The 17,865-nt window shown below is 48.5% G+C and carries 20 protein-coding genes, 1 pseudogene and 1 riboswitch; of the genes and pseudogenes, 17 read left to right on the forward strand and 4 right to left on the reverse strand.

The features are described 5' to 3' along the window. Positions 1-106: 106 nt before the first annotated feature. The 5 genes from HT574_RS05335 to HT574_RS05355 all read left to right on the forward strand — a co-directional run bounded on the left by HT574_RS05335 (position 107) and on the right by HT574_RS05355 (position 3,916). Positions 107-655 (forward strand): pyridoxamine 5'-phosphate oxidase family protein, encoded by a 549-nt coding sequence (locus tag HT574_RS05335; RefSeq protein ID WP_175243720.1) that lies wholly within the window; start codon positions 107-109, stop codon positions 653-655. Positions 656-756: 101 nt separating this feature from the next. Then, positions 757-1,506: an IclR family transcriptional regulator gene (locus tag HT574_RS05340; RefSeq protein ID WP_175243721.1), complete on the forward strand. Its 750-nt coding sequence runs from the start codon at positions 757-759 to the stop codon at positions 1,504-1,506. 2 nt (positions 1,507-1,508) lie between these two features. Then, positions 1,509-2,198, forward strand: a complete 690-nt coding sequence (gene pxpB, locus HT574_RS05345; protein WP_305798063.1) for a 5-oxoprolinase subunit PxpB — start codon at positions 1,509-1,511, stop codon at positions 2,196-2,198. Then, a complete protein-coding gene (locus tag HT574_RS05350; protein WP_175243723.1) occupies positions 2,191-3,171 on the forward strand; it encodes a 5-oxoprolinase subunit C family protein in 981 nt (326 codons plus the stop codon). The genes pxpB and HT574_RS05350 overlap by 8 nt, the downstream gene beginning before the upstream one ends. Next, positions 3,161-3,916, forward strand: a complete 756-nt coding sequence (locus tag HT574_RS05355) for a LamB/YcsF family protein (protein WP_175243724.1) — start codon at positions 3,161-3,163, stop codon at positions 3,914-3,916. Before HT574_RS05350 ends, HT574_RS05355 begins: the two co-directional genes overlap by 11 nt. 140 nt (positions 3,917-4,056) lie before the next feature. On the opposite strand, the pseudogene HT574_RS20445 reads toward HT574_RS05355, so the two are convergent. Continuing rightward, positions 4,057-4,336: pseudogene (locus HT574_RS20445) on the reverse strand (LysE/ArgO family amino acid transporter); the annotation flags it as partial. Positions 4,337-4,504: 168 nt separating this feature from the next. On the opposite strand from HT574_RS20445, the gene HT574_RS05360 reads away from it, so the two are divergent. Then, a complete protein-coding gene (locus HT574_RS05360; RefSeq protein ID WP_175243725.1) occupies positions 4,505-5,182 on the forward strand; it encodes an HAD-IA family hydrolase in 678 nt (225 codons plus the stop codon). A gap of 189 nt (positions 5,183-5,371) precedes the next feature. After that, the gene (locus tag HT574_RS05365) at positions 5,372-6,208 is read left to right on the forward strand and encodes an HAD family hydrolase (protein ID WP_175243726.1); all 837 of its coding nucleotides are present in this window, start codon (positions 5,372-5,374) and stop codon (positions 6,206-6,208) included. A gap of 21 nt (positions 6,209-6,229) precedes the next feature. Here the strand turns inward: HT574_RS05365 and HT574_RS05370 are convergent, their stop codons facing one another. Next, entirely contained in the window at positions 6,230-6,982 is a 753-nt protein-coding gene (locus HT574_RS05370) for a class I SAM-dependent methyltransferase (RefSeq protein ID WP_254698574.1), read from the reverse strand. 278 nt (positions 6,983-7,260) lie between these two features. Here HT574_RS05370 and HT574_RS05375 point away from each other — a divergent pair, with 278 nt between their 5' ends. The 7 genes from HT574_RS05375 (at position 7,261) to thiE (ending at position 15,330) form a co-directional block, all read left to right on the forward strand. Next, positions 7,261-8,943, forward strand: coding sequence for a long-chain fatty acid--CoA ligase (locus HT574_RS05375; RefSeq protein ID WP_175243727.1), 1,683 nt, complete (start codon positions 7,261-7,263; stop codon positions 8,941-8,943). Beyond that, positions 8,940-9,920, forward strand: coding sequence for a phosphotriesterase family protein (locus HT574_RS05380; protein ID WP_175243728.1), 981 nt, complete (start codon positions 8,940-8,942; stop codon positions 9,918-9,920). Before HT574_RS05375 ends, HT574_RS05380 begins: the two co-directional genes overlap by 4 nt. Positions 9,921-10,070: 150 nt before the next feature. Then, positions 10,071-11,738 (forward strand): DUF6044 family protein, encoded by a 1,668-nt coding sequence (locus HT574_RS05385; protein WP_175243729.1) that lies wholly within the window; start codon positions 10,071-10,073, stop codon positions 11,736-11,738. 13 nt (positions 11,739-11,751) lie between these two features. Beyond that, positions 11,752-12,786 (forward strand): glycosyltransferase family 2 protein, encoded by a 1,035-nt coding sequence (locus HT574_RS05390; protein ID WP_175243730.1) that lies wholly within the window; start codon positions 11,752-11,754, stop codon positions 12,784-12,786. 52 nt (positions 12,787-12,838) lie between these two features. Then, a riboswitch (TPP riboswitch) is annotated at positions 12,839-12,951 on the forward strand. 61 nt (positions 12,952-13,012) lie between these two features. Beyond that, the gene (gene thiM, locus HT574_RS05395) at positions 13,013-13,825 is read left to right on the forward strand and encodes a hydroxyethylthiazole kinase (protein ID WP_217499377.1); all 813 of its coding nucleotides are present in this window, start codon (positions 13,013-13,015) and stop codon (positions 13,823-13,825) included. A 15-nt stretch (positions 13,826-13,840) separates the two neighbouring features. After that, complete coding sequence (thiD, locus tag HT574_RS05400; RefSeq protein ID WP_175243731.1) at positions 13,841-14,653, forward strand: bifunctional hydroxymethylpyrimidine kinase/phosphomethylpyrimidine kinase; 813 nt, start codon at positions 13,841-13,843, stop codon at positions 14,651-14,653. Between the two features lie 2 nt (positions 14,654-14,655). Then, positions 14,656-15,330: a thiamine phosphate synthase gene (gene thiE / locus HT574_RS05405; RefSeq protein ID WP_175243732.1), complete on the forward strand. Its 675-nt coding sequence runs from the start codon at positions 14,656-14,658 to the stop codon at positions 15,328-15,330. A gap of 18 nt (positions 15,331-15,348) precedes the next feature. On the opposite strand, the gene HT574_RS05410 is transcribed toward thiE, so the two are convergent. After that, positions 15,349-16,344, reverse strand: a complete 996-nt coding sequence (locus tag HT574_RS05410; RefSeq protein WP_017437468.1) for an acyltransferase family protein — start codon at positions 16,342-16,344, stop codon at positions 15,349-15,351. Between the two features lie 100 nt (positions 16,345-16,444). Between HT574_RS05410 and HT574_RS05415 the strand changes: the two genes are divergently transcribed. The 3 genes from HT574_RS05415 to HT574_RS05425 all read left to right on the forward strand — a co-directional run bounded on the left by HT574_RS05415 (position 16,445) and on the right by HT574_RS05425 (position 17,065). Beyond that, complete coding sequence (locus HT574_RS05415) at positions 16,445-16,636, forward strand: hypothetical protein (protein WP_175243733.1); 192 nt, start codon at positions 16,445-16,447, stop codon at positions 16,634-16,636. After that, positions 16,636-16,815: an H-type small acid-soluble spore protein gene (locus HT574_RS05420; RefSeq protein ID WP_175243734.1), complete on the forward strand. Its 180-nt coding sequence runs from the start codon at positions 16,636-16,638 to the stop codon at positions 16,813-16,815. The genes HT574_RS05415 and HT574_RS05420 overlap by 1 nt, the downstream gene beginning before the upstream one ends. Before the next feature lie 82 nt (positions 16,816-16,897). Beyond that, complete coding sequence (locus HT574_RS05425) at positions 16,898-17,065, forward strand: twin-arginine translocase TatA/TatE family subunit (protein WP_017437465.1); 168 nt, start codon at positions 16,898-16,900, stop codon at positions 17,063-17,065. Positions 17,066-17,090: 25 nt separating this feature from the next. On the opposite strand, the gene HT574_RS05430 is transcribed toward HT574_RS05425, so the two are convergent. Further along, positions 17,091-17,865, reverse strand: a 775-nt coding sequence (locus HT574_RS05430; RefSeq protein ID WP_175243735.1) for an amino acid permease, incomplete at its 5' end; no start/stop codon positions are given.

Here is a 17,865-nt window from a genome sequence, read left to right on the forward strand (position 1 = left end):
TACATTTTCCTCCTCTGACCCTTCTTTTTTCTTGCATTCTGTCCCTGTTCATCAGGTCAGTTTTTCTCTATGATTCAATTATATCACCATGAAGGAGGAGAAATGGATGAGAAGAGACATGTTGGAGTGCCAAGACGAGCAAAAAATCAACCGGTTTTTACAGGAAGCGTTGACCGGCTTTTTAGGTCTGGCAGATGGTGGTGAGCCGTATGTCGTGCCGCTGAATTTCGTATGGTGGAACGGTTGTGTATATGTCCATGGAGCAGAAGAAGGGAGAAAAATCGATATCATCCAGCGCAATCCGCGCGTTTGCTTTACCGTTAGTGAACATATAGGGACAATGGTGCATCCAGTGCCAGCCAAAACAAGCACCGCTTATATGAGCGTTATGTTGTTTGGCAAAGCCGAGATTGTTTCCGATTTAGACGAAGCGACCGATGCACTTAGGCAGCTGCTTGGCAAATATGTGCCCGGCTATTTTCACCGTCCATTGTCACAGCAACATGTGGCGTCATACCGTTCATCCATGGGCAGCGTCGCCGTTGTCATCAAAATCATTCCTGACCTTATTACAGCGAAAGAAAAACCGTTAGAGGAAGATCGCCGGTTTTATAAAGGAAGAACCGTACGGGATGATATCGGCAGGATTTTTTGATGAAATGATAGATAGAAAATTTTGTTTATTTTTATTATAATGAATATACGATTCATTTTATGGAATATATGTTTCATTATATGGAACAAAGGGAGAGCAAGATGAATAAAACAGTCGTTAAAACGATGGAAATATTAAAACTGTTCATTGACCATGAGCGGCTTACGCTGCAGGAAATGGTCGAATTATTGCAAATGCCAAAAACGTCAGTCTATAGGATGGCGCAATCGTTAGTAGAACTCGGTTTTTTACACAAAACTAATGATTATTATCAGCTCGGTTTAGCATTTTTGTCGTTTGGCATGCTTGTTGCGGAGCGGCTAGATCTCCGGCAAATCGCGCTTCCGATTATGCAGCAGCTGAAAGAAGACACGAAGGAAGCAGTCAATTTAGTCATTCGTGACGGCGATGAAGCAATTTATATTGAGAAAGTCGATACATCGGAACCGGTGCGCGTGTATACGAAAGTGGGACGGCGTGCTCCGTTATACGCCGGGGCGTGTCCTCGCATCTTGCTTACGTTTATGGAACGAGATGAACAACAGCGCTACATCGACCGTGTTCAGTTGGTGAAGATTGCAAAAAATACGATTGTCCAGCGGGACACATTGCGGGATAGGCTTGAACAAGACCGAAAGCGGCAATATACGGTCAGTTATTCGGAATTAGAAGATTATTCAGCCGCGATTGCGGTGCCGATTTTTAATCATGAAGGAAAAGTGGTGGCAGGATTAAGTGTCGCTGGCCCGGAACATCGGTTTTCACCGGAAGCGATCGAACGAATGGTTCCAATGCTAAAGCAGGCTGCCCAGCAAATTTCCACCCAGCTCGGTTTTTCAAGGAAGGGATGACAATGGATTATACAATGTTTCCGTTAAGTGAATATGCGGTGACGATTCGTTTTTCCACGAAAGTAGATGAAGCAGTGAATGACTACGTTCATCGTGTCGCCGTTTTTTTAGAACAACAGAAAAAGGATGGGATTTTTGATATTGTCCCAACATTTTCCTCGGTGACGGTGTATTACGATCCGCCTGTCGTTGGAAACTACGAGGAAATGTGCGAGTGGCTTCGAACAGAGCTCGAGCGTGTCGAACAGGTGGAAGCGCCGCCATCACGAATCGTTGTCATTCCCGTTTGTTACGGTGGAGAGTTTGGTCCTGATTTAGAAGAAGTAGCTCGTTTTCACGGGATGACGGAAGAAGAAGTCATTGCCATTCATGCGCAAGGTCGCTATCGCGTTTATATGATTGGCTTTTCTCCCGGTTTTGCCTATTTAGGCGGACTGTCGCCTAAAATTGCGACACCGCGCCGCGCCACACCAAGGACACGCGTTCCTGCCGGGTCTGTCGGGATTGCTGGCAGCCAGACCGGGGTGTATCCGTTGGCGACGCCGGGCGGATGGCAAATCATCGGAAGAACGCCGCTTGCTTTATTCCGCCCGGAGCATGACGAGCCGAGTCTGCTTAGAGCGGGGGATATAGTGCAATTCCGTCCGATTACCGAAGACGAATATCGAATGTGGAGCGATCAGCATGATTGAAATCATCCATAGCGGATTTTTTACAACCGTGCAAGATCAAGGACGCGTCGGCTACCGCAAAGCCGGGGTGCCGGCCGGCGGAGCGATGGATTCGCTGGCCAGCCGCCTTGCCAATCTTCTCGTTGGCAATGATGAGAACGAAGCGGTGTTGGAAATAACGATGAACGGCCCAACGCTGCGTTTTGCAACAGACGCCGTCATCGCCATTTGCGGAGGGGAATTTGTCTGTACGTTAAACGAACGGCCTGTATCGATGTGGAGGCCGCTCACCGTGCGGCGCGGCGATGTGCTGGCTATCGGAGCGTGTCAAAAGGGATATCGCGGCTATATCGCGTTTGCCGGCGGATTGGACCTTCCGCTCGTGATGAACAGCCGTTCGACATATGTGCAAGCAGCAATTGGCGGCTTACATGGAAAACCGTTGCAAAAAGGCGATATATTATCGCTGCGTTCGCGGGCGATGGCTGTGCCAAACATTCCAATCCGCTGGGGCACCGCCTTTTCCGCCAGAAATTACATAGATGGAAAGAAAAAAGTAATTCGTGCCGCAGCAGGACCGGAGTACAGCATGTTTACTGCCGAAAGCCGCGCACAATTTTTTTCTCACGCTTATGAAGTAACGCCCCAGTCGGACCGCATGGGCTACCGTCTGCAAGGACAAGTGCTTAAGCGAAAAGATAATACCGAGATGATTTCGGAAGCGGTTGCGTTTGGAACAGTGCAAGTGCCCGCATCCGGCCAGCCGATTGTATTGATGGCCGATTGCCAAACGACAGGCGGGTATCCACGGATTGCCCAAGTCATTGCGGCGGATTTGCCGGTCTTAGCGCAGGCGCGGCCAGGTGATCTCATTCAATTTCAAAAAGTATCGTGGCAAGAAGCACAGCGGTTATATGTTGAACGGGAGCGGCAACTAAAAAGATGGAAAATCATCATTCAGCAAAAATGGAGGGAAATGGGTTATGCGCATTGATTTAAATTGCGATTTCGGCGAAAGTTTTGGCATTTATCGTCTTGGCGAAGAAAAAGAGATTTTGCAATATGTCACTTCGGTCAATGTCGCTTGCGGCTTTCATGCCGGCGATCCGCTTGTGATGCGAAAAACGGTGCAGATGGCGTTGGAACGGAAAGTGGCGATCGGCGCTCACCCGGGGTTTCCGGACTTGCTCGGATTTGGCCGGCGCAATATAGCAGTCACTCCAGGGGAAGCGTATGCGTATGTCGTTTATCAAATCGGGGCGCTCGCCGCATTTGTAAAAGCGGAAGGAGGAACGATGTCGCACGTTAAGCCGCACGGCGCGCTTTACAACATGGCGGCTAAGGACGCGGCGTTGGCTGAGGCGATCGCCAAAGCGGTGTACGATGTCGATCCGGCCTTAATCTTATACGGACTTGCCGGAAGCGAACTGATTCGCGCTGGAAAGAAATTTGGCTTGCGCACGGCAAACGAGGTGTTCGCCGACCGAACGTATCAGAACGATGGATCGCTTACACCGCGCAGCGATCCGCGCGCGTTGATTGTCGATGAACAGGAAGCGGTCCAGCAAGTGCTGACGATGGTGAAAGAAAAACGCGTCCGCTCTTTGCAAGGCATCGACGTTCCAATCGAAGCGGAAACGGTATGCATTCACGGCGACGGCAAGAAAGCGGTGCTGTTTGCGAAGCGGTTATATGAAGCGCTGCGACAAGAAGGTGTGGGCGTCTGTTCGATAAACTAGAGGAAGAAAGCAAAGGAGCCCCCCACTTCAACCAAATGTATTTTTCAAAATTACGATCAGATCCGCTGCCACCGCCCGTATAATGAGAGCGGAAAACCTGATGAATGCGCGTCATCCACTTTCCTTTTCTATACAATCTAGCCAATCATTTTTCCGGCAATGGCAAGAAAGAAAAACCACAGCCAAGAAACGGAAATACAGGCGCCGGTAAAAGTAACTTTTTCGGATCCATCATTATTCAATGAATTGGTACCAATCACTCCGATGGCGTCCAATATCGCATGGGGGTCAGTAATGAAACAGAAAGGGCAAACCATATTTGTTTTTCGGCGGCATCGATCCTTCCTCGTTCACAAAGGACGGCTTGCTCTTCCAAACCGCCAATCCCATGCCCATCCCGTATATAACAGCATGAAGGAGAAAACCATTTGCCGCTAGATGTAATCATGAATATGGAGCCGTTGTATATGGGAACGGTGAACAAAGATGGCGAGCTGGCGTTTGTCCTTCTGCAAACGCATCCGCGCCAGCTCATTTTGTCAAAATCATGGATTCGATTTTGCGGTTGTTTCAAAAGGAGGGAACCCAATGGGCAAAATTCCGTTTGCCGTCATTTTTGATATGGACGGCACGCTGTTTCAAACGGAAACCGTTCTTGTTCCTGCCCTGCATAAAACGTTTGGCCGTCTGCGCCGCGAAGGGCTGTGGCAAGGGGATACGCCAGTTGAGGAATATTTGCGGATTCTTGGCGTTCCGGTTTTAGAAGTATGGCGCCAATTGATGCCGCAAGCGGACGAAGCAGTGCGCGGCCGAGCAGCCGCATGGTTTTTGGATGATATCATTGCTGAAATCAAGCAAGGAAACGGGCGATTATACCCAGACGTGCTCCCGACGCTTGCGGCCCTTGCCGATCAAGGAATACCGCTTTTTGTCGCAAGCAACGGGCGTTCCCGTTATCTCGACGCGATTCGGGCCGCCTTCCAGCTTGGGCGCTATTTTATCGACTTTTACAGCCTCGATCGGTTTTCCCTGCCGTCGAAATCCGCGTTAGTCAAGCAGTTGCTGGATGATTACGAGATGGAAAGAGCGGTGATGGTAGGGGACCGGCGTTCCGATATCGAGGCGGCGAAGGACAATGGGATTTGGTCGATTGGCTGCTGCTTTGGCTTTGCCAACGATGAAGAGCTGCGTGAGGCGGATATTGTGATTCAGCGGTTTGGCGAGCTATCTCGTCTCAACTTGCCGTCTCTTGTTTCAGGAGAATGATAGTTTCCATCATTTGCATCCCCTTATGCCGTTCTGTAATATAAAAAGGCGCAGCATAAACATGCCGCAATAACTGACTGCTTTGCTTGTGTAAATGCCGCACCAAAAATGTACGTCGGCATTGCATTGTTGCTCCTGCAACCGAAAAAATGATAAACCGATCGCAACGATAAAGAAAGGGGAAACAAGATGGACGGGACAAACGTAAAAGCAATTGTCTTTGATTTGGACGGAACATTGTATGAAGAAACCCATCACTTTGAATATTATGCGGAACAGGTCGCCAAGCGGCTGCGCGAAGAAGACCAACACCGTTTTTGGGAAGATTACCGCGCGGTTCTTTCCGGCCGCCATCCGCTTCGCATCGGCAGTGTGTACGACGCGGGAGAAGATCTTATTCTGTTTTTGCAAAACGGCATCGTTAACGAGGCATACCGCTGGGATGGGAAAAAGCTGGACGAGGAGGAGGTGAAAAAAATATATCCGGAGCGGGTGACGATTGATCTTGACCGCTTGTTTAGCATCGGCGATTTTTGGTGGGTGCCAAGCTCGATCGGCCGTCATTATGGTTTAACGAATGAAGATACATATGCGGCGTTTTTAGAAACGAGAGAATGGATGATGGGGCCGGATTTTACGATGAACGGAGTTCCCGGGTTGGCTGAAACGCTAGAGCAACTGAAAAACCGTACCGTGCTCATTTTAATGACAAACAGCCCGGAACCGGACAGCGAAGCGATTTTGCACAAACTAAAACTGGCTGATGTTTTTCATTATAAGATTTTTCAAGCGGGCAAGCCGATCAAAACAGCAAGCCATCTGCAAACGATCCGGGATCGTTATCATATCCAGTATGAAGAGATGATCAGTATCGGCGACAATTTGGGAAATGACATCCTCCCGGCGCGCCGGCTTGGCTGCCGCACTATTTTTATCGATACGTATGGACTGGCTAAACAAGGCGACGCCGATGTCATCGTCGCTTCGATGTCGGAATGCGTCCCAGTGTTGCGCCGACTCCTATAACGCCGGCATTGCGCCGGCCTTTTATTTTGTCGCCCGGTTAGCGAATGGGCTTTTACACGGGGAACAGACGGGGAAATCGATTTGGTCCTTTTTAGCCGTGCTATTTTTTATATAAGTAACCACGATTTCTGAAAACGGAAACGTGTAAAACACTTTTCTCGTCTCGATGCGGTTGGCTAAAGGCGTGAGTATCTTGGTGTATTCCGATACTCGCTGCATATTGGTCACCAGCCTTCCGTTCGGGCGAAAAACGCGCCACATCTCCCTTACAGCTTGTTCTCTGCCTTTCGCGCCTTTAATGTTGTGAATGACAAAGTTGGAAACCACCGCGTCAAAACGCTCATCTGCAAATGGCAATTCGCGGGCATCTCCGTCGATTAACTCCATCAGAGGGGCTTTTTCGATTTCGACGTTTTTGAAAAACGCTTCTCTTCCGTTGCTGCTTATATCCCACTGTGACCAATGGTCAATCGCGGTGACATTGCATCCCAGTTTGGTCGCCGCAATGGCGAGAAGTCCCCGTTCTGTGCCGACATCGAGCACTTCTTCCCCTGCTTGAACTTCTGCAAGCCGTAAAATGACATAGCGATGCTTGATTTTGATGACGGTCGAGTAGAAAAACATCCATAGTCCCATACATAATAGGAATAAACCAAAGATAAGATCGCCTATGCTCTGCGGCAATCCCGTGATGCTAATAAGCGAAAAAACGAAACCGGCGACAATCAAAGCTCCGACCCAAAACGGGGCATCAATACCGTACCGAAATGTCATATCGTTCCTTCCTAAAAAAGTAGATTTCATCTTTGACATCTTCATTCTATCAAGTTTTTAGTTTTTATAAAATGAATATTCAAAATATTATTGAAATTTATAAAAAGATACGGTATCATGAAAGAAAATATATACACGTGACATACTGACTGGTTAGTTAATAAGTAGTGCAAATGATAGAGACAATAGATGAAAAGGCGAGCGCATATTGTTTTACTAATGCACGAGATTGTAACCGCTTTCTATTGAAATTTTATAGATGGAGGAGAGGGGATTCAATGAACAAACGCCATTTTCCGTATTGGCCGAAACGGTTGAGCAAAACGCTGACCATTCCGGAAACGACGATCGTCGATCATTTAGAAACGACAGCGAAGCGCTATCCTCAGAAAACCGCTATCTATTATTACGGCGCCTCTTATTCTTACAAGCAATTATGGGAGCAAGTCAACACGCTCGCCGGCTATCTGCAGCAAAAGCTTTCCGTTCAGCCAGGAGACCGAGTGCTTTTATACATGCAAAATTCCCCGCAGTTTATCATTTCCTACTATGCGATTTTGCGTGCCGAAGCGATTGTTGTTCCGATTAACCCGATGAACACGTCCGAAGAACTTTCGTTTTACGTCAAAGATTGCGAAACGAAAGTCGGCATTGTCGGGCAGGAGCTGTTTGCCAAAGCGGAGCCGCTATTATCTACAACCCCGCTCGAGCATATCATCGTCGCCGCTTATTCGGATTATATTTCCGAATCTTCGCTGGTCGCGCTTCCGGATGAAGTCGCATTGCCGCGGCAAGCGTATGACCATGAACATGTTTACTATTGGGCCGATTGTTTAGAAGCAAATCTTGCACCAAACCCATATCAAGGGCATGTTGACGATATTGCCGTGCTTCCATATACATCGGGAACAACGGGAGTGCCAAAAGGATGCATTCATCCGCACCGGACGGTCAACGCCAGCATTATTAGCGCCTATCATTGGGCGAACGTAACAAGCGATGCCGTTTGCCTTGTCACCTTACCTCTCTTTCATGTGACGGGAATGGTTCACAGCATGCATCTTCCGATTTTTGCGGGATCGGCCATGGTGGTGATGACGCGCTGGAATCGCGACAGCGCCGCGCGCTTAATCGAATTGTACGGATGCAGCCACTGGGTCAATATCAGCACGATGCTGATTGATTTTCTATCCAATCCTTCCTTATCAAAATATGACATTTCTTCTTTGACGAGCATCTCTGGTGGGGGCGCGCCGCTTCCGGAAGCTGTTGGCGAAAAATTATTTCAGGTGACAGGGGTGCGATATTTCGAAGGATATGGGCTTTCGGAAACGATTTCCCATACGCACTTCAACCCGCCGGACCGCCCAAAGCTGCAATGCTTAGGGGTGCCGTCCTTTGATGTCGATGCGCGCATCATTGACCCGGCGACCGGAAAAGAGCTTGGCGTCGGGGAAGTCGGGGAAATCGTCGTGCACGGTCCGCAAGTGTTTAAAGGCTATTACCGCCGCGAAAAAGAAACGGAAGAAGCGTTTATTGAACTTGACGGAAAGCGGTTTTTCCGCACTGGCGATATCGGCCGCATGGATGAGGAAGGATATTTCTTCATTGTCGACCGTGTCAAACGGATGATCAACGCGTCCGGATATAAAGTATGGCCGACGGAGGTTGAATCGCTTCTGTATAAACATCCGGCCGTCCAGCAAGCGTGCGTTGTCGGCGTCCCTGATCCGCGTCGCGGCGAGACGGTGAAGGCGTTTATTGTGCTTCAGGACGAATACGTCGGCAAAATAACAGAGGAGGAAATTATTAAATGGGCAAAAACGCAAATGGCCGCCTATAAATATCCGCGCCTTGTCGAGTTTCGTTCGTCTTTGCCGATGACATCAAGCGGAAAATTACTGTGGCGGAAATTGCAAGAGGAGGAGTATCAAAAATTAGAAAAAGGGGCGAAAGCATGAAAAAAGGAATGGTGGAGACCGTTTGCGGCCCTGTGCCGGCGAGCGAGCTTGGCAAAACGCTGATCCATGAGCATTTTGTCTTTGGGTATCCCGGGTTTCAAGGTGATGTGACGCTCGGACCGCTCCGCTTTGAGGAAGCGCTCGAGACGGGAATTGCCGTCGCGCAAAAAATGATGGCCCATGGCATCCAAACCGTTGTCGATCCGACGCCGAATGACTGCGGCCGCAATCCGGAGCTGCTCCGCCGCATTTCCGAAGCGACCGGGCTGAACATTATCTGTGCAACTGGATATTATTACGAAGGCGAAGGGGCAACGCCGTATTTTAAGTTTCGCCGGCTGCTCGGTACGGCGGAAGAAGAAATATATGACATGTTTATGGCGGAAATTACAAACGGCATTGCCGGCACCGGCATTAAACCAGGCGTCATCAAACTGGCATCAAGCAAAAACCGGATCACCGAATATGAAAAAATGTTTTTCCGCGCCGCGGCCCGCGTGCAAAAAGAAACAGGAATCGTGATTATCACCCATACGCAGGAAGGAACGATGGGGCCGGAACAGGCCGCATACTTGCTCGAGCACGGTGCCGTTCCGCAAAAGATTGTCATCGGCCATATGTGCGGAAACACCGATCCGGAATACCATAAAAAGACGCTGCAATACGGAGTGTACATCGCTTTTGACCGCTTTGGCCTTCAAGGTATGGTCGGTGCCCCGACGGATGAAGAACGGATCCGCACGTTGCTCGTGCTGCTTCGCGAAGGCTTTGCTGATAAGATTATGCTCGCTCATGATACCGTCAATATTTGGCTCGGCCGTCCGCTGCAGCTGCCAGAGCCATTTGCGACGATGACGAAAAACTGGCATGTCGAACATGTATTTGAACATATTATTCCAATTTTAACGAAAGAAGGAGTGACAGAGGAACAGCTAGAGCAAATGTTTTTGAAAAATCCTGCCGCTTTGTTTGCGTAAGCGCCGATGAAAAGGGAAAAGGCCGTTTCCAGAAAGCAACGATCCGTTGCTTTTTGGGATGGTCTTTTTTTGTTGCACAAAAGAGATGAATATTTTTCCACTTTTGTTAGAAAATAAAGGAAGATACTGATAGACAAAGGAGGGGAAGAGGTGCCGACAATAGAAAAGCGACTCCTATTCTTCTCATTCCTTGCGATTGCTTTGTTTGTATCGCCGTATTTTCTGCTCGGCGAGGATGCGCATATGCGAGTCCACGATAATTTAGATTCGAACATTGCATGGTACAAAGTTGTCACTAGAAGCGGGGAACTGTTTGGCTCGGTCCATGCGGTCATCCCGCAAATCATTAACGGTCTGCCGCGCAACGCGTTCGGTACAGAGTTTAGCGGGATCGTTTGGCTTCATGCGCTGTTTCCCTCGATTTACGCCTATGGCTTAAGCCAGGCGATTACCCGCGTCTTTGCGTTTATCGGCATGTATTTGTTACTGAGAAAGCATGTGATGCCTGGAGAAAAGTGGGGATGGGTCCGCGTTGGAGCATCGCTTGCGTTTGCGCTGACGCCGTTTTGGCCGTCGGGGATGCTGAGTACACTTGGCATGCCGCTCGCGCTATGGGCGTTTCTCAATATCCGCAACGGCGAGCGCTCATGGATAAATTATGCCGTGCTTACGTTATTGCCGTTTTATTCGAGCTTTGTGCTTGGCTTTTTCTTTTTCTTAAGCGCGCTAGGCATATGGTGGCTTGTCGATGTCCTCCGCGGAAGAGGTTGGAACTGGCGCTTTTTCTTGGCAATCGTCTATATGACGCTGCTTTATTTGGCGATTGATTACCGTCTCGTTCATTCGCTGTTATTTTCCGATGAACCGACGAGCCGTGATGAATACTTCCATGCCCGTTTGCCGCTTTGGCGGGTGATCCGCTTAATTTTCAAAAACTATATTCTCGGCCACACGCATGTGATGACGGTGCATGGTCTTGTCATTCTGCCGGTGACGCTAGTTGCGTTATATATCGTCTGGAAGAAAAAAATATGGCGGCGGGAAAAATTATTTATCTTTTTGCACGTGCTCAATTTCGCGCTGTCCACCTGGTATGCGTTTTGGTTTTACAAAGGCTGGGCTCCGCTGACAGAACGCTTCGACTTGTTGGATAAATTTAATTTCGCCCGCTATCACTTTTTGCGGCCGATGGTTATTTACGTGTTGTTTGCTGTCTCATTAAAAATTTTGTGGCAGCAAGGACAAGCGTGGAAAAGGCTATGTTTTGCCGCCATCGCCGCTCAGTTGGTGGTGCTCACTGCATTTAATGAAGAAATTGCCCATCGCCATAAGCCGTCGTTTCGTGAGTTTTATGCGGAAAAGCAGTTTCAAGAAATAAAAGAGTATATTGGCCGTCCTGTTCATACATACCGCGTCGCCAGCATTGGCATTCATCCGGCGATTGCGCAATATAACGGGTTTTATACGCTCGATACGTATAACAATTTTTATCCGCTTTCCTATAAGCATCAGTTCCGCCAAATCATCGCCAACGAACTCGCGAAAAACAAAAAGTTGCGCGAGTACTTCGATGAGTGGGGCGGACGCTGCTATATTTTTGTCGATGAACTGGGAAAACATTATATGTTTAAAAAGAATTCGAAACGAACGATTAAACATTTAGATCTCAACACCGATGTGTTCTATCAAATGGGCGGCCGCTACATTTTTTCGGCACTGCCGATTAAAAACGCCAAACAAAATAAGTTGGCGCTCGAAAAAGTGTTTCATTCGAAAGAGTCGGCATGGAAGATTTATTTGTACAAAGCGATGCCATAAGGAGGGAAATCCAATGGGTGAGCCGATGCTTACGATTGTCGTGCCTTGTTATAATGAAGAGGAAGTGTTGCCGGAAACGATCCGCCAGCTCCGCGCGCTGCGGGAGGCGCTCATTGCGGAAAAGCTGATTTCGGCTGACAGCACGCTCCTTTTCGTTGATGATGGGAGCCGTGATGCGACATGGGACATCATTTACAAAGCAAGTTTGCGCTATCCGGAAGTAAAGGGGCTGAAACTGGCGCGCAATGCCGGCCATCAAAATGCATTGCTGGCGGGAATGTTTGCCGCAAAAACGCGTTCGGACTGCATCGTTTCGATTGATGCCGACTTGCAGGATGATATTGCGGTCATTCGCGATTTTGTCCAAAAATTTCAAGAAGGCTATGAAATTGTGTATGGGGTGCGCAAGCGACGCGATACCGATACGTTTTTTAAACGACATACGGCGCAAGGTTTTTACAAATTAATGAAAGCGATGGGGGTCGACCTCGTTTATAATCATGCTGATTATCGTTTAATGAGCCGGCGTGCGGTCGAGGCGCTCGAGCGGTTTGAAGAGGTGAACATGTTTTTGCGCGGCATTGTTCCTTTGCTTGGCTTCCGTTCAACAACGGTGTACTATGACCGCAAGGAACGGGTTGCCGGAACGACAAAGTATCCGCTGAAGAAAATGATCGCGTTTGCCCTCGACGGAATCACATCGTTCAGCATTACGCCAATCCGCATGATTTCTCTTATCGGCTTTGTTTCTTTTTTCGTCAGCTTACTATTCGGCGTCTATTTTCTTATTTTAAAATTTACCGGCCACACGCAAACAGGATGGACGTCGCTGATCACCTCGATTTGGCTGCTTGGCGGCCTGCAGCTCATCGCCTTTGGATTGATTGGCGAATATATTGGGAAAATTTACAAAGAAACAAAACGGCGGCCCCGCTATATCGTCGATTTAGACTTATTTAATCTGCCAATACCGCATCGTTGGCACCAGTCTTCTTCCCTGCCTGAAGGGGCAGGAGTGCAGGAAATTCCGCCTCATCGCCCATCCTAACATTTTTGCTTGCAATATCAAAAAAGAAAGAGTAGACTGTTTGATGAACAACGATATAGCATGCGGGAGCTTGCGGAAGCAGGCTGAGAGTACGGCTATATTCCGCCGTTGACCGTTTGAACCTGTTTGGGTAATGCCAGCGCAGGAAAAGTGAGGATGGAGCCGCTTATACACTTTGCTTGCGCGCAAAGTGTTTTTTATTTTCACAAAACAAGGAGAGATGGGAATGGTGAATAATCAGGAAGCGGCAAGCGTGCTGCAAAAGGTGAGACAAGCTAATCCACTTGTACATAACATCACCAATGTTGTCGTCACGAATTTTGCCGCCAACGGCTTGCTGGCGCTTGGCGCCTCACCGGTGATGGCATACGCCAAAGAGGAAGTGGCCGATATGGCCAAAATAGCCGGGGCGCTTGTCTTAAATATCGGAACACTGCATCCAGAAGAAGTGGAAGCGATGTTGATTGCCGGAAAAGCGGCGAATGAAGCCGGCGTTCCGGTTGTTTTCGATCCGGTCGGCGCTGGGGCGACGCCATACCGCACGGAGACGGCGCGCAACATTGCCGCTGCGGTCAAACTGTCCGTTATTCGCGGCAATGCCGCGGAAATCGCCAATGTCATTGGGGAAACGTGGAAGATTAAAGGGGTCGACGCCGGAGAAGGAAGCGGCGATGTCGTCGCTTTGGCGGAAAAAGCGGCGGCGCTGCTGCAAACGGTTGTTGCGATCACAGGAAAAGACGATGTTGTCACAGACGGCAAGACAACGTACGTTATCCATAACGGACATCCGCTGCTCACGAAAGTAACAGGAACGGGCTGTTTATTGACCTCTGTGATCGGCGCTTTTGCCGCGGTGGAACAAGATGTGCTGAAAGCAGCGGCGGCCGCGCTTGTCAGCTATGGTGTCGCCGCCGAAATCGCGGCGGGCGAAGCGGGAGAACAGGGGCTTGGAAGCTTCCAAATCGCCTTTTTAAACGCGCTTTCCCGCATCGGAGCGGAGGAGATTGGCCGATACGGCCGCATCGAACAAAAAGGGTAAAGAAGGGAGAAAATCATGGTATATAAAGCATTGACAATTGCTGGTTCTGACAGCGGCGGCGGCGCCGGGATTCAGGCCGATTTAAAAACATTTCAAGAATTAGGCGTATTTGGCATGTCCGCCCTCACTGCGGTAACGGCGCAAAATACGCTTGGCGTGCAGGGAGTATACCCGCTGTCGCCGGAAGCGGTCGCAAAGCAAATCGAATCGGTCGCGACGGATTTAGGAGCAGACGCGGTGAAAACAGGAATGCTTTTTAGCGCTGAAATTATTGAAGTGGTCGCTGCGAAAGTGAAACAGTTTGACTGGGATCGCCTCGTTGTCGACCCGGTTATGATCGCCAAAGGCGGCGCACCACTGCTGCAAGAAGAGGCGGTAAATGCGCTGAAAACCTATTTGTTGCCGCTTGCGATGGTCGTCACGCCAAATATTCCGGAAGCAGAAGCATTAACCGGTCTTATGATCCGCACGATGGATGACCGTAGGGAAGCGGCACGCCGCCTTTATGAAATGGGAGCCCGATATGTGGTGATCAAAGGCGGCCACGACGATGATGGAGAGGAAACGGTCGATTTGTTATACAATGGCCGCGAGTTTTCCTATTTTACGGGTAAACGGATTGAGACGAAGCATACGCATGGAACAGGCTGCACGTTTGCCGCGGCGATCACGGCCGAGCTTGCCAAAGGAAAAACGGTGCAGGAAGCGGTGCAGACGGCGAAATCGTTCATTCAAGCCGCTATTAGCCATACGTTAGGCATCGGCCATGGTCACGGTCCGACGAACCATTGGGCGTACCGGGAAAAAAACGGTGCGGTAGGTGAGTAAAGGTGGCGCGAATAGCAAGTGAGGCAATGAAGGAACAATTGGAAGTATATTTTATCATGGGAAGCGTAAACTGTGCCAAACCGCCGGCAGAAATATTAGCGGAAGCGATTGCAGGCGGCATTACGCTTTTTCAATTCCGAGAAAAAGGAAGCGGTGCGCTAGTTGGCGAACAAAAGTATGAGCTCGCCAAGCAATTGCAGCACATTTGCCAAGAGCATGGCATTCCGTTTATCGTCAATGACGATGTCGAACTAGCCCTCGCTCTCGACGCAGATGGAGTGCATATCGGGCAGGAGGATGGAGACGCGCGCATCGTCCGTGAAAAAATTGGTGATAAAATTCTTGGCGTTTCCGCGCATAATTTGCAAGAAGCGCTAGCGGCAGTCGCCGCTGGCGCCGATTATATCGGCGTCGGTCCCATCTATCCGACGAAATCGAAGGAAGATGCGAAAAAAGCGCAAGGACCGGGGATCATCCGTTTGCTGCGCCGCCATGGCATCGCCATTCCGCTGGTTGCTATTGGGGGCATTACGGCGGACAATGTCGGCGAGGTCATTGCGGCAGGGGCGGACGGTGTTTCTGTGATCAGCGCCATCGCTTCTGCCCCATCTCCGGAGGTGGCTGCCAGACAGCTGGCCCAAGCAGTGCATTTAAGCAAAAAGGGTGCCCAAAAGTAAGGGCACTTTTTTTGCTGCCTAAGAAACGGCTTGTTTTCTTTTTGGCAAACGCAGCTCTAAAAGCGGTTGTGTGATTTGTACGATCGGTTTGCTTCCAAGAAGGAACACGACGAGAAACGACAATCCTAACAGCAGCGGATAGCCGTGAACGCTCATGATAAAATTCGGAAACTTTGTCTCGTGCAAATATTTTAAAATAAACCCGTGCAATATATAAATATAAAACGTTCTTTGCCCGAACACGGAAAACGAATAACGCTGGTTTGGGATCAGAGCGAGAAAACTGATCATCATTAGTGTGCTTGCTCCATAAATCATGAGACGTCCGGCAACACCAACCTTTTCGGGAACGCCAAGTGTATCATATGATTTAGAGCCGTACAGCCATTCCTGTGGCAAATCCGGAAAACCAAAATGAATCAGAACGAACATGGTGATGAGTGCAACAATGGAAAATAAGCGAATGCGCCATGTAAATAAGCGCTCAATCTCGCTTTTTTCCAGAAAAAATCCTAGCAAAAAGAACGGGAAAAACGTAAATGTACGCGATAGGCTCAGCCATTTTTCCGCATCAAGCATTCCGGCTCCGACCCCTAAAAGAAGGGCAAGTGACAGCGATATCGATTTTGGCATTTTGGCAAATACCCATAACAGCACGTTCCAGCTGAACAAGCTGATCAAAAACCATAACCCCCAATGAGGAGTTAACAAATCAAATTCGAGCGAATCTTCTTCATATAAGAAGAAATAATAAATAGAGTAGAGCAGTTGAAAAATAAGATAGGGAACAAGCAACTTTTTCGTAATTTTTTTAAAATATCCTTGTTGATGAAACTTCTTTGCGAAATAGCCGGAAATAAAGATGAACGCTGGCATATGGAAAAAGAAAATCCAAACGTATAAGCTATGCACCCATAGCACATTGTCGATATATGGGCGGAGAAAGTGACCGAACACAACGAGGAGCATTAATATGCATTTTGCGTTGTCAAAATAATAATCCCGCTCACTCATAGTGTCTTCCTCCCTTCTTATTTACATCAATTCGAATCATACTCCTTCTTTTTTAAGGGGTCAATAGTTGATTATTCATTTGGAAAGGTGTGGCAAGCGCATGATCGATAGGGAAGAACGGGAAACTACTGATATGACCCAGCTTTTACAAGTCATCAACGCGAAAGGGGACGAAGGGGAGATAGAACAAATTGTCCGTCCCGTATGCAACGACGAGTTATTCTGGAAAAGTTTGCGCGCGTTAGCGGAAGATAGCGACAAAACAGATGAGGAAGGGAGGAAACATTTGTAATGGAAATGGTGCGTGCAAAACAAATCGCGGAGTCAGGAAAAATTGTACCAGTCACATACGAAGGCCGGCAAGTAATGATTCAACACGTGGATGAAGAACGGAAAACGGCGCGTATTTATCTCAAGAACAAACCGGAGGAAGAAATGGAAGTACCGGTTCGCCTTTTGCAAGAAGGATAATCGTAGTCGTACATGCGGATGGCACGTTTCTTGTTTGTATGATATAATGAAAAAAAATAACTCAACATATGGAGTGAATCAAATGAACATCGGGTTTGGCGAAATTGCCCTTATCGTTTTCTTCGCGTTGTTGATTTTTGGACCGAAAAAATTGCCGGAATTGGGACAAGCGGCGGGAAAAACGTTGCGGGAATTTAAAAACGCGACAAAAGGAATCATTGACGACGAGGAACAAAAAATACAAAAATAAGGACTTGGTGCTGCATGCCAAGTCCTTATTTTTGTTCCAAATCGCACTCATTCAATGGAATGACTTTTGTTTTTTTCACGAACTTATAGCCAAGCCAGATGATAAGGAAAAGAGGCAACCCGATATAGGAAACAAGCACTCCGTACCAGTCGATCGTTCCGCCTATGAACGCTGGGTAGTTTTGCCCTAAAATGACGATGGAGCAAAGAACAAAGGCAAAGATCGGACCAAACGGAAACCATTTCGCTTTATACGGTAAATCATCAAGACTTTTCCCTTGCGCCACATACGCTTTGCGGAAGCGGTAATGGCTGATGGCGATGCCAAGCCAGGCGATAAATCCCGACATGCCGGAAGCGTTCAGCAACCATGTATATACCACTCCATCGCCAAAGAATGAAGCTAAAAACGCAAGCGTTCCTAAAGAAGAAGTAACGATAAGTGCATTGACGGGCACGCCGCGCTTATCCAATTTCGCTAAAAATCTCGGCGCCTTTCCTTCGCGGGCCAAGTCCCAAAGCATGCGGGTCGATGCGTACATGCCGGAGTTGCCTGCGGATAATACGGCGGTTAAAATGACTGCATTCATGACGGATGCGGCAAAGGCAATTCCTGCTTTGTCAAACACAAGCGTAAATGGACTTACCGACACGTCGTCATTAGCAAGCTTATCATCTGTATAAGGGATTAACAAACCGATGGCCAAAATCGCCAGCACGTAAAACAGCAAAATGCGCCAAAACACCCGGCGAATGGCACGGGGAATGCTTTCTTTCGGATTTTCTGTTTCTCCGGCGGCG

The sequence above is a fragment of the Parageobacillus sp. VR-IP genome, assembly GCF_013357975.1.
Taxonomy (GTDB): domain Bacteria; phylum Bacillota; class Bacilli; order Bacillales; family Anoxybacillaceae; genus Saccharococcus; species Saccharococcus caldoxylosilyticus.

What these genes read in the sequence shown, in the direction of transcription:
- HT574_RS05335 (WP_175243720.1), top strand. Translation starts at nt 107, where the DNA reads ATGAGAAGAGACATGTTGGAGTGCCAAGACGAGCAAAAAATCAACCGG.
- HT574_RS05340 (WP_175243721.1), top strand. Translation starts at nt 757, where the DNA reads ATGAATAAAACAGTCGTTAAAACGATGGAAATATTAAAACTGTTCATT.
- pxpB (WP_305798063.1), top strand. Translation starts at nt 1,509, where the DNA reads ATGGATTATACAATGTTTCCGTTAAGTGAATATGCGGTGACGATTCGT.
- HT574_RS05350 (WP_175243723.1), top strand. Translation starts at nt 2,191, where the DNA reads ATGATTGAAATCATCCATAGCGGATTTTTTACAACCGTGCAAGATCAA.
- HT574_RS05355 (WP_175243724.1), top strand. Translation starts at nt 3,161, where the DNA reads ATGCGCATTGATTTAAATTGCGATTTCGGCGAAAGTTTTGGCATTTAT.
- HT574_RS05360 (WP_175243725.1), top strand. Translation starts at nt 4,505, where the DNA reads ATGGGCAAAATTCCGTTTGCCGTCATTTTTGATATGGACGGCACGCTG.
- HT574_RS05365 (WP_175243726.1), top strand. Translation starts at nt 5,372, where the DNA reads ATGGACGGGACAAACGTAAAAGCAATTGTCTTTGATTTGGACGGAACA.
- HT574_RS05370 (WP_254698574.1), bottom strand. Translation starts at nt 6,982, where the DNA reads ATGACATTTCGGTACGGTATTGATGCCCCGTTTTGGGTCGGAGCTTTG.
- HT574_RS05375 (WP_175243727.1), top strand. Translation starts at nt 7,261, where the DNA reads ATGAACAAACGCCATTTTCCGTATTGGCCGAAACGGTTGAGCAAAACG.
- HT574_RS05380 (WP_175243728.1), top strand. Translation starts at nt 8,940, where the DNA reads ATGAAAAAAGGAATGGTGGAGACCGTTTGCGGCCCTGTGCCGGCGAGC.
- HT574_RS05390 (WP_175243730.1), top strand. Translation starts at nt 11,752, where the DNA reads ATGGGTGAGCCGATGCTTACGATTGTCGTGCCTTGTTATAATGAAGAG.
- thiM (WP_217499377.1), top strand. Translation starts at nt 13,013, where the DNA reads ATGGTGAATAATCAGGAAGCGGCAAGCGTGCTGCAAAAGGTGAGACAA.
- thiD (WP_175243731.1), top strand. Translation starts at nt 13,841, where the DNA reads ATGGTATATAAAGCATTGACAATTGCTGGTTCTGACAGCGGCGGCGGC.
- HT574_RS05410 (WP_017437468.1), bottom strand. Translation starts at nt 16,344, where the DNA reads ATGAGTGAGCGGGATTATTATTTTGACAACGCAAAATGCATATTAATG.
- HT574_RS05415 (WP_175243733.1), top strand. Translation starts at nt 16,445, where the DNA reads ATGATCGATAGGGAAGAACGGGAAACTACTGATATGACCCAGCTTTTA.
- HT574_RS05420 (WP_175243734.1), top strand. Translation starts at nt 16,636, where the DNA reads ATGGAAATGGTGCGTGCAAAACAAATCGCGGAGTCAGGAAAAATTGTA.
- HT574_RS05425 (WP_017437465.1), top strand. Translation starts at nt 16,898, where the DNA reads ATGAACATCGGGTTTGGCGAAATTGCCCTTATCGTTTTCTTCGCGTTG.